Here is a 16,194-nt window from a genome sequence, read left to right as displayed (position 1 = left end):
GTCACCGCCGCTTCGCGTTGGCGCGGTCCTGCAGGCCTTCGCCGAGCAGGCTGAACCCCAGGACGCAGACGAAGAGGGCCAGGCCGGGTGGGACCGAGGTCCACCAGCGGCCGCCGACCACGTCCGCGGCGCCCAGGCTGATCATGGCCCCCCACTCCGCGTCGGGGATGCTGACGCCCAGTCCGAGGAAGGAGAGCCCGGCCAGGGTGAGCATCGCCCAGCCGCAGTTCAGCGGCGCGATCACCCGGACCGGGGTGAGGCTGTTGGGCAGCAGGTGCCGCCAGATCACACCCACCGGCGACGCCCCGGAGGTGATCGCGGCGTCCACGAACGGCAGTTCCCGCAGCGTCCGCACCTCGGCGCGGACCAGCCGGGCGTACGCCGGCGCGTTCACCGCCGCGATCGTGATGATCAGGTTGATCGTGCCGTTGCCGAGCAGGGCGGCCACCGCCAGCGCCAGGATGAACGTGGGGAACGACTGGAAGATGTCGACCACCCGCATCAGCACGTCGTCGAGCCAGCCGCCGAAGTAGCCGGCGACCAGGCCGAGCAGCGTGCCCACGACCACCGCGAGCGCGACAGCGGCCAGGGCGATGCCCAGGTCGAGCCGGGCGGCGTAGAGCACCCGGCTCCAGATGTCCATGCCGTTGCCGTCGGTGCCGAGCAGGTGGTTGCCGCCCGGCGCCACAAGGGTGTTCGCCGGGTCGATCTCGGTCTCGCCCCACGGGCTCAGCAGCGGCGCGAACACCGCCACCAGCGCCACCACCGACAGGATGGTCGCACCGACGATGATCATGCGGCGGGCGAACCGGCTGTCCCGGTCGCCGCCGGCGACGACCACCGGCGTCTGCGCGGAGTCGCCGCTGACGGCGGCGCGCAACTCGGCCATCAGAGCCTCACTCTCGGGTCGAGGATCGCGTGGACCACGTCGGCGATGAGGAACACCAGCACGTAGCACAGCGCGATGACCAGCACCGACGCCTGAACCACCGGGTAGTCCCGGTAGAGCAGGCCGCGCAGGGCCCACTGGCCGAAGCCCTGCCACGAGTACACGTACTCGACGAGCACTGTGGAGCCGATCGCCGTGCCGAAGACCAGCGCCGCCAGCGACGGCAGCCGGACCAGCGTCGCCCGCAGCAGGTAGCCGTAGTGCAGGGTCCGGTCGCGCAGCCCGTGCGCCTTCGCCGCGGCGTACGACTCCGAGTGCAGCACCTCGAGCGCGGAGGCCCGGACGCTGCGCAGCAGCGGCGCGACCACGCCGACCACGAGGGTCAGCACGGGCAGCACCAGGTACGCCGCGGCGGAGGCGATCGCCGGTCCGTTCGCGGTGAGCACGCCGTCGACCAGGTCGGCCCCGGTGAGCGGGGTCAGGTCGGTGTCCGGGTCGACCCGCCCGTTCGGTGCCGGGAACCAGCCGAGGATGCTGTAGCCGACCAGCACCAGCACCAGGCCGAGCCAGAACTCGGGGATCGAGTTGCCGACCAGGGCGAACATCCGCACGCTGTGGTCGCCGACCCGGTTGGCCCGCTTGGCCGACCAGATGCCCAGCACCGTCGCCACGACGAGCGCGATGCTCACGGAGATGACGACGAGTTCCAGGGTCGGCCCCACCCGGAGCGCCATCTCCGAGCCCACGGAGTTTCCGCTCTGGATGGAGGTCCCGAAGTCACCGGTGACCAGTCCCCTGAGGTAGTCGAGGAACTGCTGCCACAGTGACTGGTCCAGCCCGAAGCGGGCCCGGGCGGCGGCGGCGTCCTCCTCGGTGGCGTTCTGCCCGAGGATGCTGCGGACGGGATCACCCGGCAGCACCCGGACCAGGAGGAACGCCAGGACGACCACTCCGAGCAGAACGGGGATCAGCTGGAGCAGTCGCCTGACGACGAAGCGGAGAATTCGCATGGGCGGTTGACGTTCCTAGGCCGACGCGCTCAGGTAGCGCAGGCGGGCGAGGCCGTCCATCGGCTGCACCCAGCCTGCGACGGCCTCCCGGACGGGCAGGTTGAAGTTGGGCTGGCAGATGACCACCCACGGCACGTCGGCGGCGAGGATCTCCTGGACCCGCTTCCAGAGCGCGTTGCGGGCGGCCGTGTCGACAGTGGTGTGCGACTTCTCGTAGATCTGCTCGATCTCCGGGTTGCTGTAGTTGGAGTAGTTGAGGTTGGCGCCCTTGACGAAGCTCGTGGCGAGCATGTACTCGACGTCGTCCACCCAGAGCTGCCCGGAGGTGATCTGCAGCGGGATGTTCTTCTTCGTCCGCCGCTCGCCCAGGGTGGCCGGGTCCAGCGGGGTCAGCTTGAGCCGGATGCCCGCCTTCGCCGCCTCGCTCTGCACCTGGACGGCGATCTTCTGCTGCTCCTCGTTGTCGGCCTCGAAGACCAGCTCGGAGTCGAGCGACGCCCGGCCGGCGGCGGACATCGCGGCCTTCGCCTTGTCCAGGTCGTGGGTGAACGGGTAGCCGACCTCGTCGTACCCGGGCATGTCCAGCGGCACGGGGCTCTTGGCCGCGCGGGCGTCGCCGCCGTACACGTTGGTGATGATCTGCTCGTAGGGCACCGCGTAGGCGAGCGCCTTGCGCACGTTCACGTCGTTGAACGGCGCCGCGGTGACCGACATCTGGATCGCGACCTGGCGGTTGCTGGCCGCCGAGATGACCTTGATACCCGGGGTCTTCTTGAGGTCCTGGATGTCGCGCTGGCTGATGCCCAGCGCGATGTCGATGTCACCGGCCTGCAGCTGCAGCCGCTGGTTGGAGGCGGCCGGCACGACCGAGATCCGGATGGTGGGCGTCTTGGCCGGGTCCGGGCCCGGGTAGTCGGTGTTCGCGCTGAGCTCGATCTCCTGGCCCTGGGTGGCCTTGGCGACGTTGAAGTAGCCGCCGGTCGGCGGGTTCTTCGCGAACCACTCCTTGGCCCAGGGGTCGCTGGAACTGGCGCGCTTCTTCGCCTCGACCGAGTCGAAGACGTACAGCGAGATCGCCTGGATCTGCCGGGTGAGCGCGCTCGGGAACGCCTGGTGGAACTCCACCGTGTAGTCGTCGACGACCTTGACCTGGTCGGCGCTGGTCAGACCGATGGTGCGGTAGACGCCCGCGACGTTGGCCTGGGCGGCGAACGCGCGGTCCTTCGACCACTTCACGTCCGCGGCCTTCATCTCGTTGCCGCTGGCGAACTTCACGCCGCGGCGCAGCTTGAGCGTCCACACCTTCTGTTCGGCGTCGGGCTCGAAGGACTCGGCGAACGTCGGGGTGATGTTCTGGGTGTCGAGGATCTGGCTGCCGCCGGTGTTGGTGACGCCGTAGTCGATCAGGTACGGGAAGACGTTCTTGTAGAGCATCAACGCGGTCAGGTCGAAGCCGACGAAGTCCTGGTCCCAGCTCGACAGGTAGCTGGAGACGGCGATGCGCAGCGTCTTGGCGGCGGCGCCGTCGGACTTGCCGTCCTTGGACTTGTCGCCGCTGTCCGCGGCGCAGGCGCTGGTGGCGAAGAGGAGCGCGACGCCGCCCCCCAGCTGCAGGACGCCGCGGCGGGAGAGCGCGGGCGAGGAGGCGCCCGGACGGGGTGAACGAGCCATGAAAAGTCCTCCTAGAAGCACGAGGCAGATGGCCCGAGCAGCGGACCTACCAGGAGTTCTACCGGATTTAGCAGCAGTGAACAATAGGGTGAACGTCGTTCACTGCTCCCTCACGGACTCGGCTTGGTAACGCTCCCGAACTGCGGGACAACGCACGAACTGACGTTCACACAAGTTCACGCGAACGTTACGCAAGGCTCGGTCCGCATCGGCGTCGATCATGGGATTGCCGCCCCGGCAGAAGCGCCGTATACGGGACCTCGGAAGGGCCGCAGGCGCAAGATCGGCGGGAGGGTGAACAGGACACGGAACGCCGATGACCCCGGGAGGGACACCCGGGGTCATCGTGCGCGCGGCTGGCCGCGCGGTTCAGGGGCGGGCGGTCTCCTCGGAGGCGCCAGTGATCATCGACACGATCTCGTTGCGGCTGGTCTCGGTGATGCCGCGGACGCCGACCTGGCGTCCCCGGCGCAGCACCGCCACCCGGTCGGCGATCCGGAACACCTGGTCCAGGTTGTGGCTGACGATCAGGACGGCGGCGCCCCGCTCGCGCAGCCGCATGATGAGCTGCTCCACCTTGGCGGTCTCGGCCACGCCCAGCGCCGCCGTCGGCTCGTCCATCAGCACCAGCCCGCTGGCCCAGTGGGTGGCGCGGCAGATCGCCACCGCCTGCCGCTGGCCGCCGGACAGGTCCCGGATCGTCGCCTTCGCGCTGGGGATGCGCACGTCCAGCGCGTCCACCAGATCCTGGGTCTCCCGGGCCATCCGGCGCCGGTCGAGCAGTCGCAGCGGGCCACGGGTGAGTTCCCGGCCCAGGAACATGTTCATGTAGACCGGCTGCGAGTCGGCCAGCGCCAGGTCCTGGTAGACCACCTCGACGCCCTGCCGGCGGGCGTCGGAGGCGTCCCGGAACGTCACCGGCCGCCCGTGCATCTCCAGCTCACCCTCGGTGGGCTGGTACACGCCAGAGATGATCTTCACGAGGGTGGACTTGCCGGCGCCGTTGTCGCCGACCAGGGCGGTGATCTCCCCGGCGGCCAGTTCCAGGTCGAAGCGCTCGATCGCGACGACGCCGCCGAACTGCTTGCGGATGCCGCGCAACCGCAGCGGCGGAGCGCCCGCCCGGGTCGCGTCGTCCTTGCGGATGACGGTGCTCATTATGCCCTCCCTGCGCTGCGAGCCGCCTGGTTGCCGGGGCCGTCGCCCGCGGCGATGTCGTCCAGCCCGATCGGCGCCGAACCGTCGGCGGCGTACACGCCGGCCACGGCCGGCGCGCCGGACCGTACGCCGGTCACGCCTGCGGTCAGCGCCCGGGTGACGAACGCCTGCGGCCGGAAGCCGAACAGGACCGTGTCACCCGGAGCGCACCCCGGCGCCGCGGTGACGTCGGCCATCGCGTAGTAGTCGATCGCCTCCGGCGCGGGCATCTCCACGTCGACCAGGTACGCGTCGTCGAGACCACCGCCCCGGGGCACGATCAGCGCCCGGGTGCCGCCCAGGCCGAGCACCGGGTCGACGTAGAGGCCGCCGCCGAAGACGTACGCCCGGCCGTCCCACAGGTGGGACACCTCGCTGACGTAGAGCACGGCGGGCTCCTCCACCAGGTCGGTCACCGCGTGCCAGGGCGTCGTGCCGGTGAGCCCGTGGCCGGGCTCGACCTGCGTCACGCCCGCCTCGGCCAGCGTCGCCAGGATCGCCGTCGACGTCGTACCCGGGGCGTTGATCTCGACGTGGGACCGCCCGGCGGCGCGTAGCGCGGCGGCGGCGCGTTGCAGGGTGCCGAGGTTGGGCGTCGGCACCACCCGTCCGGCGGCCGTGTCGAACAACTGGGTCGGGAAGCTGGTGACACCGGCGAACCGGGCGCCGGGAAGGGCGTCGAGCCGGTCGGCGACCGCGACGATCTCGTCGGCCGCCCAGCCGCCCTCGTGGCCCCGGTAGAAGCGGTCGCCGGGCGCCGCGATCCGGGCGAGCAGCGCCTGCTCCCGCCCGGCCGCCGCGCTCGCGGCCGCCGCCTCGGCGGCCTTGGTGTCGTTGAAGACCGTCCAGTACGCGGGCGCGAGCGCGGCGGCGACGGCCGCCTCGTGCCGGGGGATCTGCACCAGGTGGCCGAGGTGACCGATGCCGAGCCCGCCGTGCCGGTCGGCGAGCGCGCACTGCAGGTCGACGCCGACCGCCTCGGTGATGCCCGCGTCGCGGACCGTCCGGCAGAAGTCGGGGTTGCGCCCGACCTGCTTGGTCATCGCGTAGACCGAGAGCCCGAACCGGTCGGCCTCGTTCCGGATGGCGACGGCGTTGGCCGCTACCGTCTCCAGGTCCAGCGCGTAGCAGTTGGCCGGCAGGTCACCACTGGAGTGCAGGCTCGCGGCGGCGGCCAGCAGGCCCGGGTTGCGGCGTCTCAGCAGGTCCAGAAACATGCGGTTGCTTCCTTCCGGGTCAGCTTCGCCGCTCGCGCAGCGAGAGGGAGACGGCCACCAGGATGATCACGCCGCGCGCCATCATCTGCTGGGACACGGACAGTCCGGCCAGGATCAGGCCGTTGTTGAGCATGCCCATCAGCAGGCTGCCCAGCACCGCGCCGATGATCGAGCCCTTGCCGCCGAAGAGGCTGGTCCCGCCCACGATCACGGCGGCGATCACGGACATCAGGTCGGCCTCGCCGAGGGTGTAGCGGGCGCCCTGGAGGCGTCCGGCGTACAGCAGGCCGGCCAGGGCGGCGCACATCGCGCTGCCCATCAGCACCATGATCTTGACGCGGATCACCTTGATGCCGCTGACCCGCGCCGCTGCCACGTTGTCGCCGATCGCGAGCGTGTGCGCGCCGTACCGGGTCTGCCGCAGCACCAGGTACCCGACCACCGCCGCCGCCACCGACCAGAGCACCAGCCCGGGGATGCCGAAGATCTCGCCCTGGCCGAAGAAGGACAGGAACGCGTCGTTGCTGACCGGCACCGACTGCAGGCCGGTGACCTCGCGGGCCAGGCCGGCCACCGCGCCCATGGTGGCGAGCGTGACCAGGAAGGAGGGCAGCCGGACGAGGGTGACGAAGACGCCGTTCACCAGGCCGACCGCCGCGCCGGCGGCGAGACCGGCGGCCGCGCCCAGCAGCATGCTGTCGGTCTCGCGCAACGTCACCGCGCCGACCAGCGCGGAGAGCGCGACGACCGAGCCGATCGACAGGTCGATCTCGCCCGCGGCGAGCACGAAGACCAGCCCGACCGCCATGATCGTGATGGGCGCGGTCTGGATGACGATGTTCGTGAGGTTGCTCGTGGTCAGGAAGCCGTTGCCACCCTGGGTGATCGCGAAGAACAGGAACACGACCGCGAAGCCGATGTAGACCACGTAGTCGCGCCAGTTGATCCGGCGCCAGGCCGGGACGGCGCTGGTCTTCACCGCCGCATCGGTGTGGGTCATCTATCGTCCCTCCGCTGTCTGGAAAGAGGTGTTCCGGTCCGCCGGCTCGCCGTCGTGGACGCCGGCCTCCTGGCGGGCGACCGCGACGGCGCCGAGCAGGCCGGCCCGGTCGCCGAGTCGGCTGGTCTTGATCAACGGGACGTCCGCGCTCAGCGCGGCGACCCAGCGCCGGACCGGCTCGACGAGTTCGATCCGGGAGCCGATGCCGCCGCCCAGGATCACCGCCTCCGGGTCCAGGACGGCGGTGACCGCGACGACGGCCAGCGCGATCAGCCGGGCCTCCTCGTCGATGGCAGCCAGGGCGAGCGGATCGCCGGCCGCGGCCCGGTCGAAGACGTCGGGCACGCTCGCCTGCTCGCCGCTGACCGCCCGGTAGCGGGCGGCGAGGGCGGCGCCGGCGACTGCTTCCTCCAGCGCGCCCTTCACCTGGTTGCCCGGGTCGAACGGGTCGGTGCCCAGCGGCAGGTAGGAGATCTCCCCCGCCGCGCCGCGCGCGCCGCGGACCAGCTCCCCGTTCGACACGATGCCCATGCCGACACCGGTGCCGACCGCCACGAACACGAAGTGCCGGTGGGTACGCCCGCTGCCCAGCCACCGCTCCCCGGCGGCGGCCATGTTGACGTCGTTGTCCAGCACGACCGGATGCCCCAGGCGGCGCGTCAGCTCGGCCCGGACGTCGAGGGCTTCGAGGTCGGAGACGTTCGGCGACAGCTCGATGGCGCCGGTCGACGGGTCGGGGACGCCGGGCAGGCCGATCGCGCTGGCCCGCACGTCGGACCAGTCGACACCGGCCCGGGCGGCCAGCTCGCGCAGCAGCGTGTCGATCTGCGCGGCCACCGCCACCCCGCCCCGGGGGTCGGTCGGCTGCACCTGCTCGTTCACGATGAGACCGTCGAGGTCGGCCAGCGCGGCCCGCAGCTTGGTGCCGCCGAGGTCGACACCGGCGACGTAGCCGGACGGACGCGGATGCGCGGCCATCAGCCGACCGTGAGGAGTCGGGCCGGGTTGGCCGCCAGCATCTGGTCGATCGCCTCCGGCGGCACACCGAGGCGGGCGAGACCGGGCACGATCTCCCGGCCCAGGTACGAGTACCCGAGCCGGCCGTGCGTGCGCGGGTTCAGGTACGCCTCCGCGCCGGTCAGGTCCATCGAGAGCAGGATCCGGTCGGCGTACCCGTCGCGGACCAGCCCGGCCAGCATGTCGAGCCGGGCGCGGTCGGGCCGGTGGTACGCCCGCTTGCCGAACTCGCCCTCCGGCGGGTTCTCCGGCAGCGGGGCGAGCACGAAGTCCCAGAACTGCTTGCCGAGCGTGTCGAAGGCGATGTTGACGCCGGCCGCCAGCACCGCCCGCAGGTAGTCCGGGTCGGGGTTGATGTCCAGGTGGCCGATGACGACGCGGGAGGGGTCCATCTTCTCCTCGCGCAGGATCTCGACCTGCTCCAGCGCCATCGTGCCGTGCGTGGTGTGCGTGTTCAGCGCCAGGCCGGTGGCGACGGCGGCGCGGGCGGCGGCGCGCAGGCACTTCTCCTCGTGCGCGGTGATCTCGTTCAGCCCGGTGGCCTGCTCGCCGAAGATGCCGACCTTGATGCCGGTGTCCCCGACGCCGACGGTGGCGTCGGCGACGAAGCGTTCCCGCATCTCGTCGACGCTCGCGGAAAGCGCCCAGCCGGGCGAGTACGGCTCCAGGTAGATCGCCGATCCGGCGACCACGTGCAGGCCGGTACGCAGCGCCACCTCGCGCAGCAGGGTCACGTCGTGACCGACCACCTCGTACGGGGACAGGTCCACGATCGTGCCGAAGCCCAGATCGGGCAGGTCGCGTACCGCCCCGGCGGCGAGGTCCGCGCGGTCGTCGGCGGCGCCGCCGGACAGCCACGGCCCGGGCACCAGCGCGCCGAGGTGCTCGTGACTCAGCACCCGGCCGAGCGACTCGGGAGGCACCGGTCCGAGGACTGTCTGGACGTACCCCATGTGCTTCTTCCTCTCGTTTCGCGGTGGTCGCGGACCCGGCGGTGGGCCGGGCCGCGCCGGCGAGGTCCGGGGCCCGTTCGGGGAGGCCCCGGACCTCGCCGCCCGGCGTCAGTTGCCGAGCACCTCGGCCGGGGGCTCCTGGCCGTAGTCGTCGCGCCAGGCGTCGGCGATGTTGTCCTTGGTCGCGGCCATCGGCGATCCGACGACCAGCTCCGGGGCCTTCTTGCCGAGCAGGCCGTACGCGGCGACGATGCCCAGGTTCTCGCCGAGGCGGGTCGAGCCGTTGGCGACGATGCCGGCGACGTTGCCGCCCTTGACCATGTCGGCGGCGAGGTTCGCCTCCAGGTCGTTCGTGACGATCTTGACGTCGGTGCGGCCCTGCTGCCGGGTCGCGGCGAGCACGCCTTCGGCGGCGGTGGCCCAGGCGACGTAGACGCCCTTGAGGTCGGCGTGGCGGGTCAGCATCGCGGTGGCGATGTCCTCGGTGCGCGCCGGGTCGGAGAACCCGGCCTCCTCGACGATCTCGATGTCCGGGTAGAGGTAGCCCAGCCAGTCCTTGAACGCCTTGTCCCGCTGGTTGGTGAACCAGAAGTCGGCGTCGTGGTAGACGTAGCCGACCTTGCCCTTGCCGCCGAGCGCCTTGCCGAGCATCTCCGCGTTGGCCTTGCCGAACGCGGTCAGGTCGGCGGTCACGATGCCGACGATCTGCTCCCCGGACTTGTAGTCCTTCGGCGGGGTGGTCATCACGACGAGCTTGACGCCGGCGTCCACGGCGGGCTTGAAGGCCGCGGCCGCCGCGGTCGGGTCGACGGCGATGGTGACGATCAGGTCGGGCTTGAGCGCCAGCACGGTCTGCACGTTGTTGGCCTGCCGGGCCGCGTCGAACTCGGCGCTGGTGCTGGCGAGCACCTTGATGCCGAGCTGGTCGAACTCCTTGCGGACGCCGGACTCCACGGCCTTGGTCAGCGCGGAGCCCTCGTGCCAGACGAATGCGGCGGAGTAGTTGCCGTCCTTGACCTTCTGCCGCTCCTCGTCAGTAAGCGAGATCTGGTCGGCGGCGGTCGGCGTCTCGCCGCCGGGGCCGACGAACGACAGGCTGGGTTCGGTACGCGGGCCGCTCGACGCGCCGCCGCTCCCGGAGGTCTCGTTCGAGCAGGCGCCGACCATGAGCGCCAGGGCGCAGAGCGCGCCGAGGGCGGCGCCACGTCTACGGCTGAGAATCATTGCTCTTCCCTTCACAGCAACGGGGTCCGGAACCGGGATTCCGGATTGACACGGGGGTCCGATGCGACCGGCACGGCACGTACGGGGGCACGCGCCGCCGTCCCTGGGGCCGGCGGCCTCTATTTCCGTTCAGGGTGAAAGTATTATCGCGGTCATCACACTCCGTCAAGGGTGCTGGTCAGAGATTCCTCCCACTCGCTCCGAGCCGTCGCCAGAGCGCTTGACCTGGGCTTTCACGCCCGCGCGAGGCCGCAGGAGGACGGGTTTCGATGTCCGCCACGCACCGGCGCCAGGTGACACGCCCCGGGTGGTTGCCGGGGAGGCGGCTCGGCTTTAACATTCGGGCGGAAAGAAAATCGGCGGAGGTGGGCGTGGAATCTCGAGCACCACGGGCGGCGAACCGGTCCACAGTCCTGGCCCACGTGCTGACCCACGGTCCGGTGAGCCGCACGGCCATCGGCCACGAGACCGACCTCTCCCCCGCCACCGTGTCGCGGATCGTGGAACAGCTGCTCGACGAAGGGCTGCTGACCGAGACCGACGGCGCGCCGACCACCAACCGGGGCCGGCGGGCGACCCAGGTCGCGATCGCCGCCGGACGCGGCGTGGTCTGCGGCGTCGACGTCGGCGGCTCCAACGTCCGGCTGGTGGTCGCCGATCTCGCCGCCCGGCCGCTGACCGGCCGGACCGTGCCCACACCCGCCCACTACGACGCGCCCCGGCTGGCCCAGTGGCTGGCCGACCTGATCATGCGGACCGTCGGCGCTGACCGGGAGCGGCTCGACTCCGTCGCGGTGGGCCTGCCCGGCGCCGTCCGGCAGGGCGACCGCGCCGTCTCCAACGCCCCGAACCTGCCCCAGGTGGAGGACCCGCTGTTCCTGCGGCTGCTGGAGAAGCACCTGGGCGCCGCGGTCGAGGTCGACAACGACTCCAACTACGCGCTGCTCGGGGAGCTGCGCTTCGGCGCCGCCCGGGACGCGCAGACCGCGGTGATGCTCACCATCGGGGCCGGACTCGGCGCCGGCGTCGCCATCGACCGCCGGCTGTTCCGGGGCCGCAGCGGCCTGGTCGGCGAGTTCGGCCACCTGCCGGCCGGCCCGCTCGGCGCGCCGCTCGAACGGATCATCAGCGGGTCCGGCATCCTCGCCCGCGCTCGCGAGCTCGGCCTGTCGTTCGACAACGCGGCCGACGTGTTCCGCTCGGCCGACCCGCGCCTGACGCCGGTCAAGCAGTACGTCGAGCAGGCGCTGCTGGTCGTCCTCACCGCGGCGGTGGTCGCCTACGAACCGGAGGTGATCGTCCTCGGCGGCGGCGTCTCCCACGCGCTCACACCCGACCTGGTCCGGCTGCGCGGCCGGCTGCACGAGATCGTGCCCGCCGCCGCGGCGACGATGCACGGCGCGGAACTCGGTGACCTCTCCGGCGCGCTGGGCGCCGTGGTCGCGGCGCTGCACACGGCGTACCGGCGGCTCGGGCTCGCCGAGGCGGACCTCGCCCGCGTACCCCAGCCGGACGCCCTCGCCGGCTGCGACCTGCCGGCCCTGGCCGACCGCGCCTGAGCAGGCGGCAGCGCCCGCGCCGGGTGCTGCTGTGAGCGTTCACCCGGCGGCCGGCCCGCTACTTTCCCGGAACCGACCGGTTGAACATGTTATCGATAACCTGCTATGTTCCGGCACGGGAGCGAAGGGCACGCTCCCCGTCACCCCCGCAATCGGCAAGGCGATCCGAGGCACCTTCCTCGCCGCCCCGCCGGTCGGTGACCAGTCCGGGCCGCTCCGCCGATGCACGCCGACGCAGGCGGCCAACGGACGACTTCGGCCCCGGCCGCACGCGCGGCTCCGCGCCCTCTTCGCAGGCGACGTCGGCATCGACGGACGGTCCGGCCTGCACCACCACCCAGGGCAAGGAGTCCAGCAATGGCGAAACGAACATCCCTTCTCTCATCCATCGCCGCCGCGGCCGTGCTCCTCGCGGCGGCGGCCGGCGGCGCGCTCAGCGCCGACCTCGGCGAGACGGCGCAGGCGTCGACCAACGGCACGCTCGCGGCGACCGCCGGCTGCGGCAAGGCGCCCACGCTGTCCAGCGGGACGCGCACCATCTCCAGCGGCGGCCAGAACCGCAGCTACATCCTGCGCATCCCGGACGGGTACGACCGCAACCGCCCGTACCGGCTGATCTTCGGGTTCCACTGGCTGAACGGCTCGGCCAACAACGTGGCCTCGGCCGGCTACTACGGCCTGCTGCCGCTGTCGAACAACAGCACGATCTTCGTCGCGCCGCAGGGCATCGACAACGGCTGGGCCAACACCAACGGCCGGGACCTGACGCTGTTCGACGACATCTCCCGGCAGGTCGAGAACGACCTCTGCGTGGACACGTCCCAGCGGTTCGCGCTCGGCTGGAGCTACGGCGGGGCGATGAGCTACGCGGTGGCCTGCGCCCGGCCCACGATCGTCCGCGCGGTCACCGTCATCTCCGGCGCCAACCTCAGCGGCTGCAACGGCGGCACCCAGCCGGTCGCCTACTTCGGCATCCACGGCATCTACGACAGCGTGCTGAACATCTCCATGGGCCGGTCGCTGCGCGACACGTTCGTCCGCAACAACGGCTGCACCGCGCAGAGCCCGCGCGAGCCGAGCCGGGGCAGCCTCACCCACATCACCACCACGTACTCCGGCTGCCGCGAGGGCTACCCGGTGCAGTGGGCGGCGTTCGACGGCGACCACACCCCCAGCCCGGTCGACGGGTCGTCCAGCCCGAACGACTCCCGGACCTGGACGTCGGGGGAGATCTGGCGGTTCTTCAGCCAGTTCGCGTCCACCACGCCGCCGACCACGGTGCCGCCGACCACCGTGCCGCCGACCACCGTGCCGCCGACCACGCCGCCGGTCACCACCGCGCCGCCCACGACCCCGCCGGTCACGACGCCGCCGCCGGGTGAGCCGGGCGCCTGCACCGCGACCTACCGGACCATCAACACCTGGCCGGGCGGCTACCAGGCCGAGGTCACGGTGGCCAACAACGGCGCGACCACGCTCAACGGCTGGACCGTACGCCTGACCCTGGCCTCCGGCCAGGCGATCAGCAGCCTCTGGAACGGCGTCAACACCGGCACCTCGGGCTCGGTGTCGGTCCGCAACGCCGACTACAACGGCACGGTCGGCGCGAACGGCTCGACGACGTTCGGGTTCACCGCCACCGGAAACGGAGCCACCGCGCCCAGCGGCGTCAGCTGCACCAGTCCCTGACCTCACCGGACCGCGGATCCCCGCACGGGGAGCCGGGCCGTGGGTGGCATGCCGCCGCCCCGGCCCGGCACCGGCCGGAACAGCCGATGTCCCGCCGGGCGTCGGGATGTGCTCTAATTAACACTGGTCGATGTTTGCGCTAACATTCGCGACTCCGCAGGCCACCACCACCAACACCTCGGAGCCGCCGCACCAACGCTGTTAGCGTTGACACCGACGGCCACCCACAACTCGTGAGGCACCGTCCGGACGGTCGGGTGCCCGCGCGTACCCGAGGAGCCGTCATGGTGATCCCCCGTCCCCGGTCCGTCCGATCCGGGCCATCGCGTCTCGCTGCTCCCGCCCTGGTTCTCGCCCTGGCCGCCACCGGCGGCGGCCTGGCGCTCACCGCGAGCCCCGCACAGGCCGCCACCACGATCACCGTCAACGGCGCCTCCGGCGGCCAGACGTTCGACGGCGTGGGCGCGGTCAGCGGCGGCGGCGGCAACAGCCGGCTGCTGATCGACTACCCGGAGCCGCAGCGCGGGCAGATCCTGGACTATCTGTTCAAGCCCGGATACGGCGCCGCGCTGCAGATCCTCAAGGTCGAGATGGGCGGCGACACCAACTCCACCAGCGGGTCCGAGCCGAGCCACGAGCACGTCCGGGGCGATCTCAACTGCAACCGCGGCTACCAGTGGTGGATCATGGAGCAGGCCAAGGCCCGCAACCCCGCCATCAAGCTGGCGGCCCTGCCGTGGGGCGCTCCCGGCTGGATCGGCAACGGCAACTTCATGTCCCAGGACATGATCAATTACTTCGTGGACTGGCTGGGCTGCGCGCGGCAGCACAACCTGACCATGGACTACATCACCGCCGCCCAGAACGAGAAGCGGACGGACGCGAACTGGACCATCAGCCTGCGCCAGGCGCTGAATGCCAACGGCTACAGCGGCGTGAAGATCATCTACGGGGACGACTACCCCGGTAGCTGGGGACCGGCCAACGCCGTCGCCAGCAACGCCACGCTGCGCAACAGCATCGACGTGCTCAGCGGTCACTACCCGTGCGGCTACCTCAGCGCGCAGACCACCTGCACCGTGTCGTCGACAGCCACCTCCACCGGCAAGACGCTGTGGAACAGCGAGGGCGGCTCCCAGGACTACAACGACGGCGCCAAGCCGCTGGCCCGCGGCATCAACCGCGGCTACCTCGACGGCCGGATGGTCGCCTACCTCAACTGGGACCTGATCGCCGCCATCACGCCGAACCTGCCCTGGTCCACGGTCGGGCTGATCCTGGCCAACCAGCCCTGGTCCGGCTGGTACTCGGTCGGCAAGAACACCTGGGCGCTGGCGCACACCACCCAGTTCACCGCGCCCGGCTGGCGCTACCTGGACTCGGCCTCGGGCTACCTGGGCGGCAACCGCAACAACGGCAGCTACGTGTCGCTGCGGTCGCCCACCACCGGCGACTACAGCACTGTCGTCGAGACCATGGACGCCACCGCGGCCCAGCAGGTCACCATGAACATCACCGGCGGGCTGTCCACCGGGCAGGCGCACATCTGGGCCACGAACCTGAACTCGACGAACCCGAACGACTTCTTCGTCCGCACCGCGGACATCACCCCGTCGGGCGGGTCGTTCTCGTTCACCGCCCAGCCCGGCCACCTCTACACCGTCACCACCACGACCGGGCAGGGCAAGGGCACCGCCACCAGCCCCGCCCAGGGTTCGCTGGCTCTGCCCTACCGCGACGACTTCGACAGCTACGCCAGCGGGCGGTTCCCGAAGTACCTCCAGGACATGCAGGGCGCGTTCGAGATCGTCGGCTGCGGCGGCGGCCGGTCCGGCATGTGCCTGCGCCAGATGTCCGCGCAGGCGCCCATCACCTGGAAGACCCTCGCCGACCCGGCGACCTACGGCGGGAATCTGAGCTGGGGCAACTACACGGTCTCCGCCGACGTCCTGCTCGAACAGTCCGGCTACGCCCAGATCCAGGGCCGCGTCGGCAGCACCAACCTGGACCCCATCGGCCGCTACAACGCCTACTTCCTGCGGGTCACCGACTCCGGCGCGTGGTCCATCCTGCGCAACAACACCGCCGGGCAGCTCACCACGCTGCGCAGCGGGAACGTCGCGGCCCTGGGCACCAACCGCTGGCACAGCCTCGCGCTCGGCTTCTCCGGCACCACCATCACCGCCACGATCGACGGCACGACGGTCGGCACGGCCACCGACTCCACGTTCGGCACCGGCCAGGTCGGCTTCGGCACCAGCCAGGGCGAGACCGCGCAGTTCGACAACCTGTCGGTGGTCGCCGGCCCGGGCGGCAACCCCGGCGGTACGAGCGGCGCCTGGCTCAACCCCAACTCCAGCCGGTGCCTCGACGTGCCGAACCAGTCCCAGACCAACGGCACCCAGGTGACGTTGTGGGAGTGCAACGGCGGGACCAACCAGCAGTGGACGGCGACGTCGAGCCGGCAACTCCAGGTGTACGGGAGCAAGTGCCTGGACGCCGAGGGGCAGGGCACCTCGTCCGGCACCCGGGTGATCATCTGGGACTGCAACGGCGGCACCAACCAACAGTGGAACGTCAACACCGACGGCACGATCACCGGCGTCCAGTCCGGACTGTGCCTGAGCCCGAACGGCGGCGGGACCGGCAACGGCACCTCCGTCGTCCTGTCCGCCTGCACCGGCGCGAACAGCCAGAAGTGGAGCCGGGCGTGACGGCCCGACCCTCGCCGACCACACCACCCGCCGCGGCGCGGCCTACCCCGGGAG

General features: G+C 71.4%; 12 protein-coding genes. 3 read left to right on the top strand and 9 right to left on the bottom strand.

The genetic code is table 11. The features are described from left to right. Position 1 precedes the first annotated feature (1 nt). The 9 genes from FHU28_RS12875 to FHU28_RS12835 form a co-directional block, all read right to left on the bottom strand. Positions 2–889 carry an ABC transporter permease gene (locus tag FHU28_RS12875; RefSeq protein ID WP_184683939.1) on the bottom strand — a complete coding sequence of 296 codons (888 nt, stop codon included), beginning with the start codon at positions 887–889 and terminating at the stop codon, positions 2–4. Then, positions 889–1,899, bottom strand: a complete 1,011-nt coding sequence (locus tag FHU28_RS12870; RefSeq protein WP_184683937.1) for an ABC transporter permease — start codon at positions 1,897–1,899, stop codon at positions 889–891. The genes FHU28_RS12875 and FHU28_RS12870 overlap by 1 nt, the downstream gene beginning before the upstream one ends. 15 nt (positions 1,900–1,914) lie before the next feature. After that, positions 1,915–3,570, bottom strand: coding sequence for an ABC transporter substrate-binding protein (locus tag FHU28_RS12865; protein WP_184683935.1), 1,656 nt, complete (start codon positions 3,568–3,570; stop codon positions 1,915–1,917). A 369-nt stretch (positions 3,571–3,939) separates the two neighbouring features. Continuing rightward, the gene (locus tag FHU28_RS12860; protein WP_184683933.1) at positions 3,940–4,728 is read right to left on the bottom strand and encodes an ATP-binding cassette domain-containing protein; all 789 of its coding nucleotides are present in this window, start codon (positions 4,726–4,728) and stop codon (positions 3,940–3,942) included. Beyond that, positions 4,728–5,984 (bottom strand): alanine racemase, encoded by a 1,257-nt coding sequence (locus FHU28_RS12855; protein ID WP_184683931.1) that lies wholly within the window; start codon positions 5,982–5,984, stop codon positions 4,728–4,730. Before FHU28_RS12855 ends, FHU28_RS12860 begins: the two co-directional genes overlap by 1 nt. A 19-nt stretch (positions 5,985–6,003) precedes the next feature. Beyond that, the gene (locus tag FHU28_RS12850; protein WP_184683928.1) at positions 6,004–6,984 is read right to left on the bottom strand and encodes an ABC transporter permease; all 981 of its coding nucleotides are present in this window, start codon (positions 6,982–6,984) and stop codon (positions 6,004–6,006) included. Next, a complete protein-coding gene (locus FHU28_RS12845; protein ID WP_184683926.1) occupies positions 6,985–7,962 on the bottom strand; it encodes an ROK family protein in 978 nt (325 codons plus the stop codon). Beyond that, a complete protein-coding gene (locus FHU28_RS12840; protein ID WP_184683923.1) occupies positions 7,962–8,954 on the bottom strand; it encodes a phosphotriesterase family protein in 993 nt (330 codons plus the stop codon). The genes FHU28_RS12845 and FHU28_RS12840 overlap by 1 nt, the downstream gene beginning before the upstream one ends. Positions 8,955–9,062: 108 nt before the next feature. Further along, positions 9,063–10,178 (bottom strand): substrate-binding domain-containing protein, encoded by a 1,116-nt coding sequence (locus FHU28_RS12835; RefSeq protein WP_184683921.1) that lies wholly within the window; start codon positions 10,176–10,178, stop codon positions 9,063–9,065. Between the two features lie 371 nt (positions 10,179–10,549). Here FHU28_RS12835 and FHU28_RS12830 point away from each other — a divergent pair, with 371 nt between their 5' ends. The 3 genes from FHU28_RS12830 to FHU28_RS12820 all read left to right on the top strand — a co-directional run bounded on the left by FHU28_RS12830 (position 10,550) and on the right by FHU28_RS12820 (position 16,140). Further along, positions 10,550–11,737 carry an ROK family transcriptional regulator gene (locus FHU28_RS12830; RefSeq protein WP_184683918.1) on the top strand — a complete coding sequence of 396 codons (1,188 nt, stop codon included), beginning with the start codon at positions 10,550–10,552 and terminating at the stop codon, positions 11,735–11,737. A gap of 357 nt (positions 11,738–12,094) precedes the next feature. Then, complete coding sequence (locus FHU28_RS12825) at positions 12,095–13,426, top strand: cellulose binding domain-containing protein (RefSeq protein WP_184683916.1); 1,332 nt, start codon at positions 12,095–12,097, stop codon at positions 13,424–13,426. A gap of 284 nt (positions 13,427–13,710) precedes the next feature. After that, on the top strand, positions 13,711–16,140 hold the full coding sequence (locus FHU28_RS12820) for a ricin-type beta-trefoil lectin domain protein (RefSeq protein WP_184683914.1): 2,430 nt from the start codon (positions 13,711–13,713) through the stop codon (positions 16,138–16,140). Positions 16,141–16,194 lie beyond the last annotated feature (54 nt).

This window comes from Micromonospora echinospora (genome assembly GCF_014203425.1).
Lineage (GTDB): Bacteria > Actinomycetota > Actinomycetes > Mycobacteriales > Micromonosporaceae > Micromonospora > Micromonospora echinospora_A.
The sequence above is the reverse complement of the archived record's forward strand: the minus strand, read 5'-3'. Positions and strand labels throughout refer to the sequence as shown.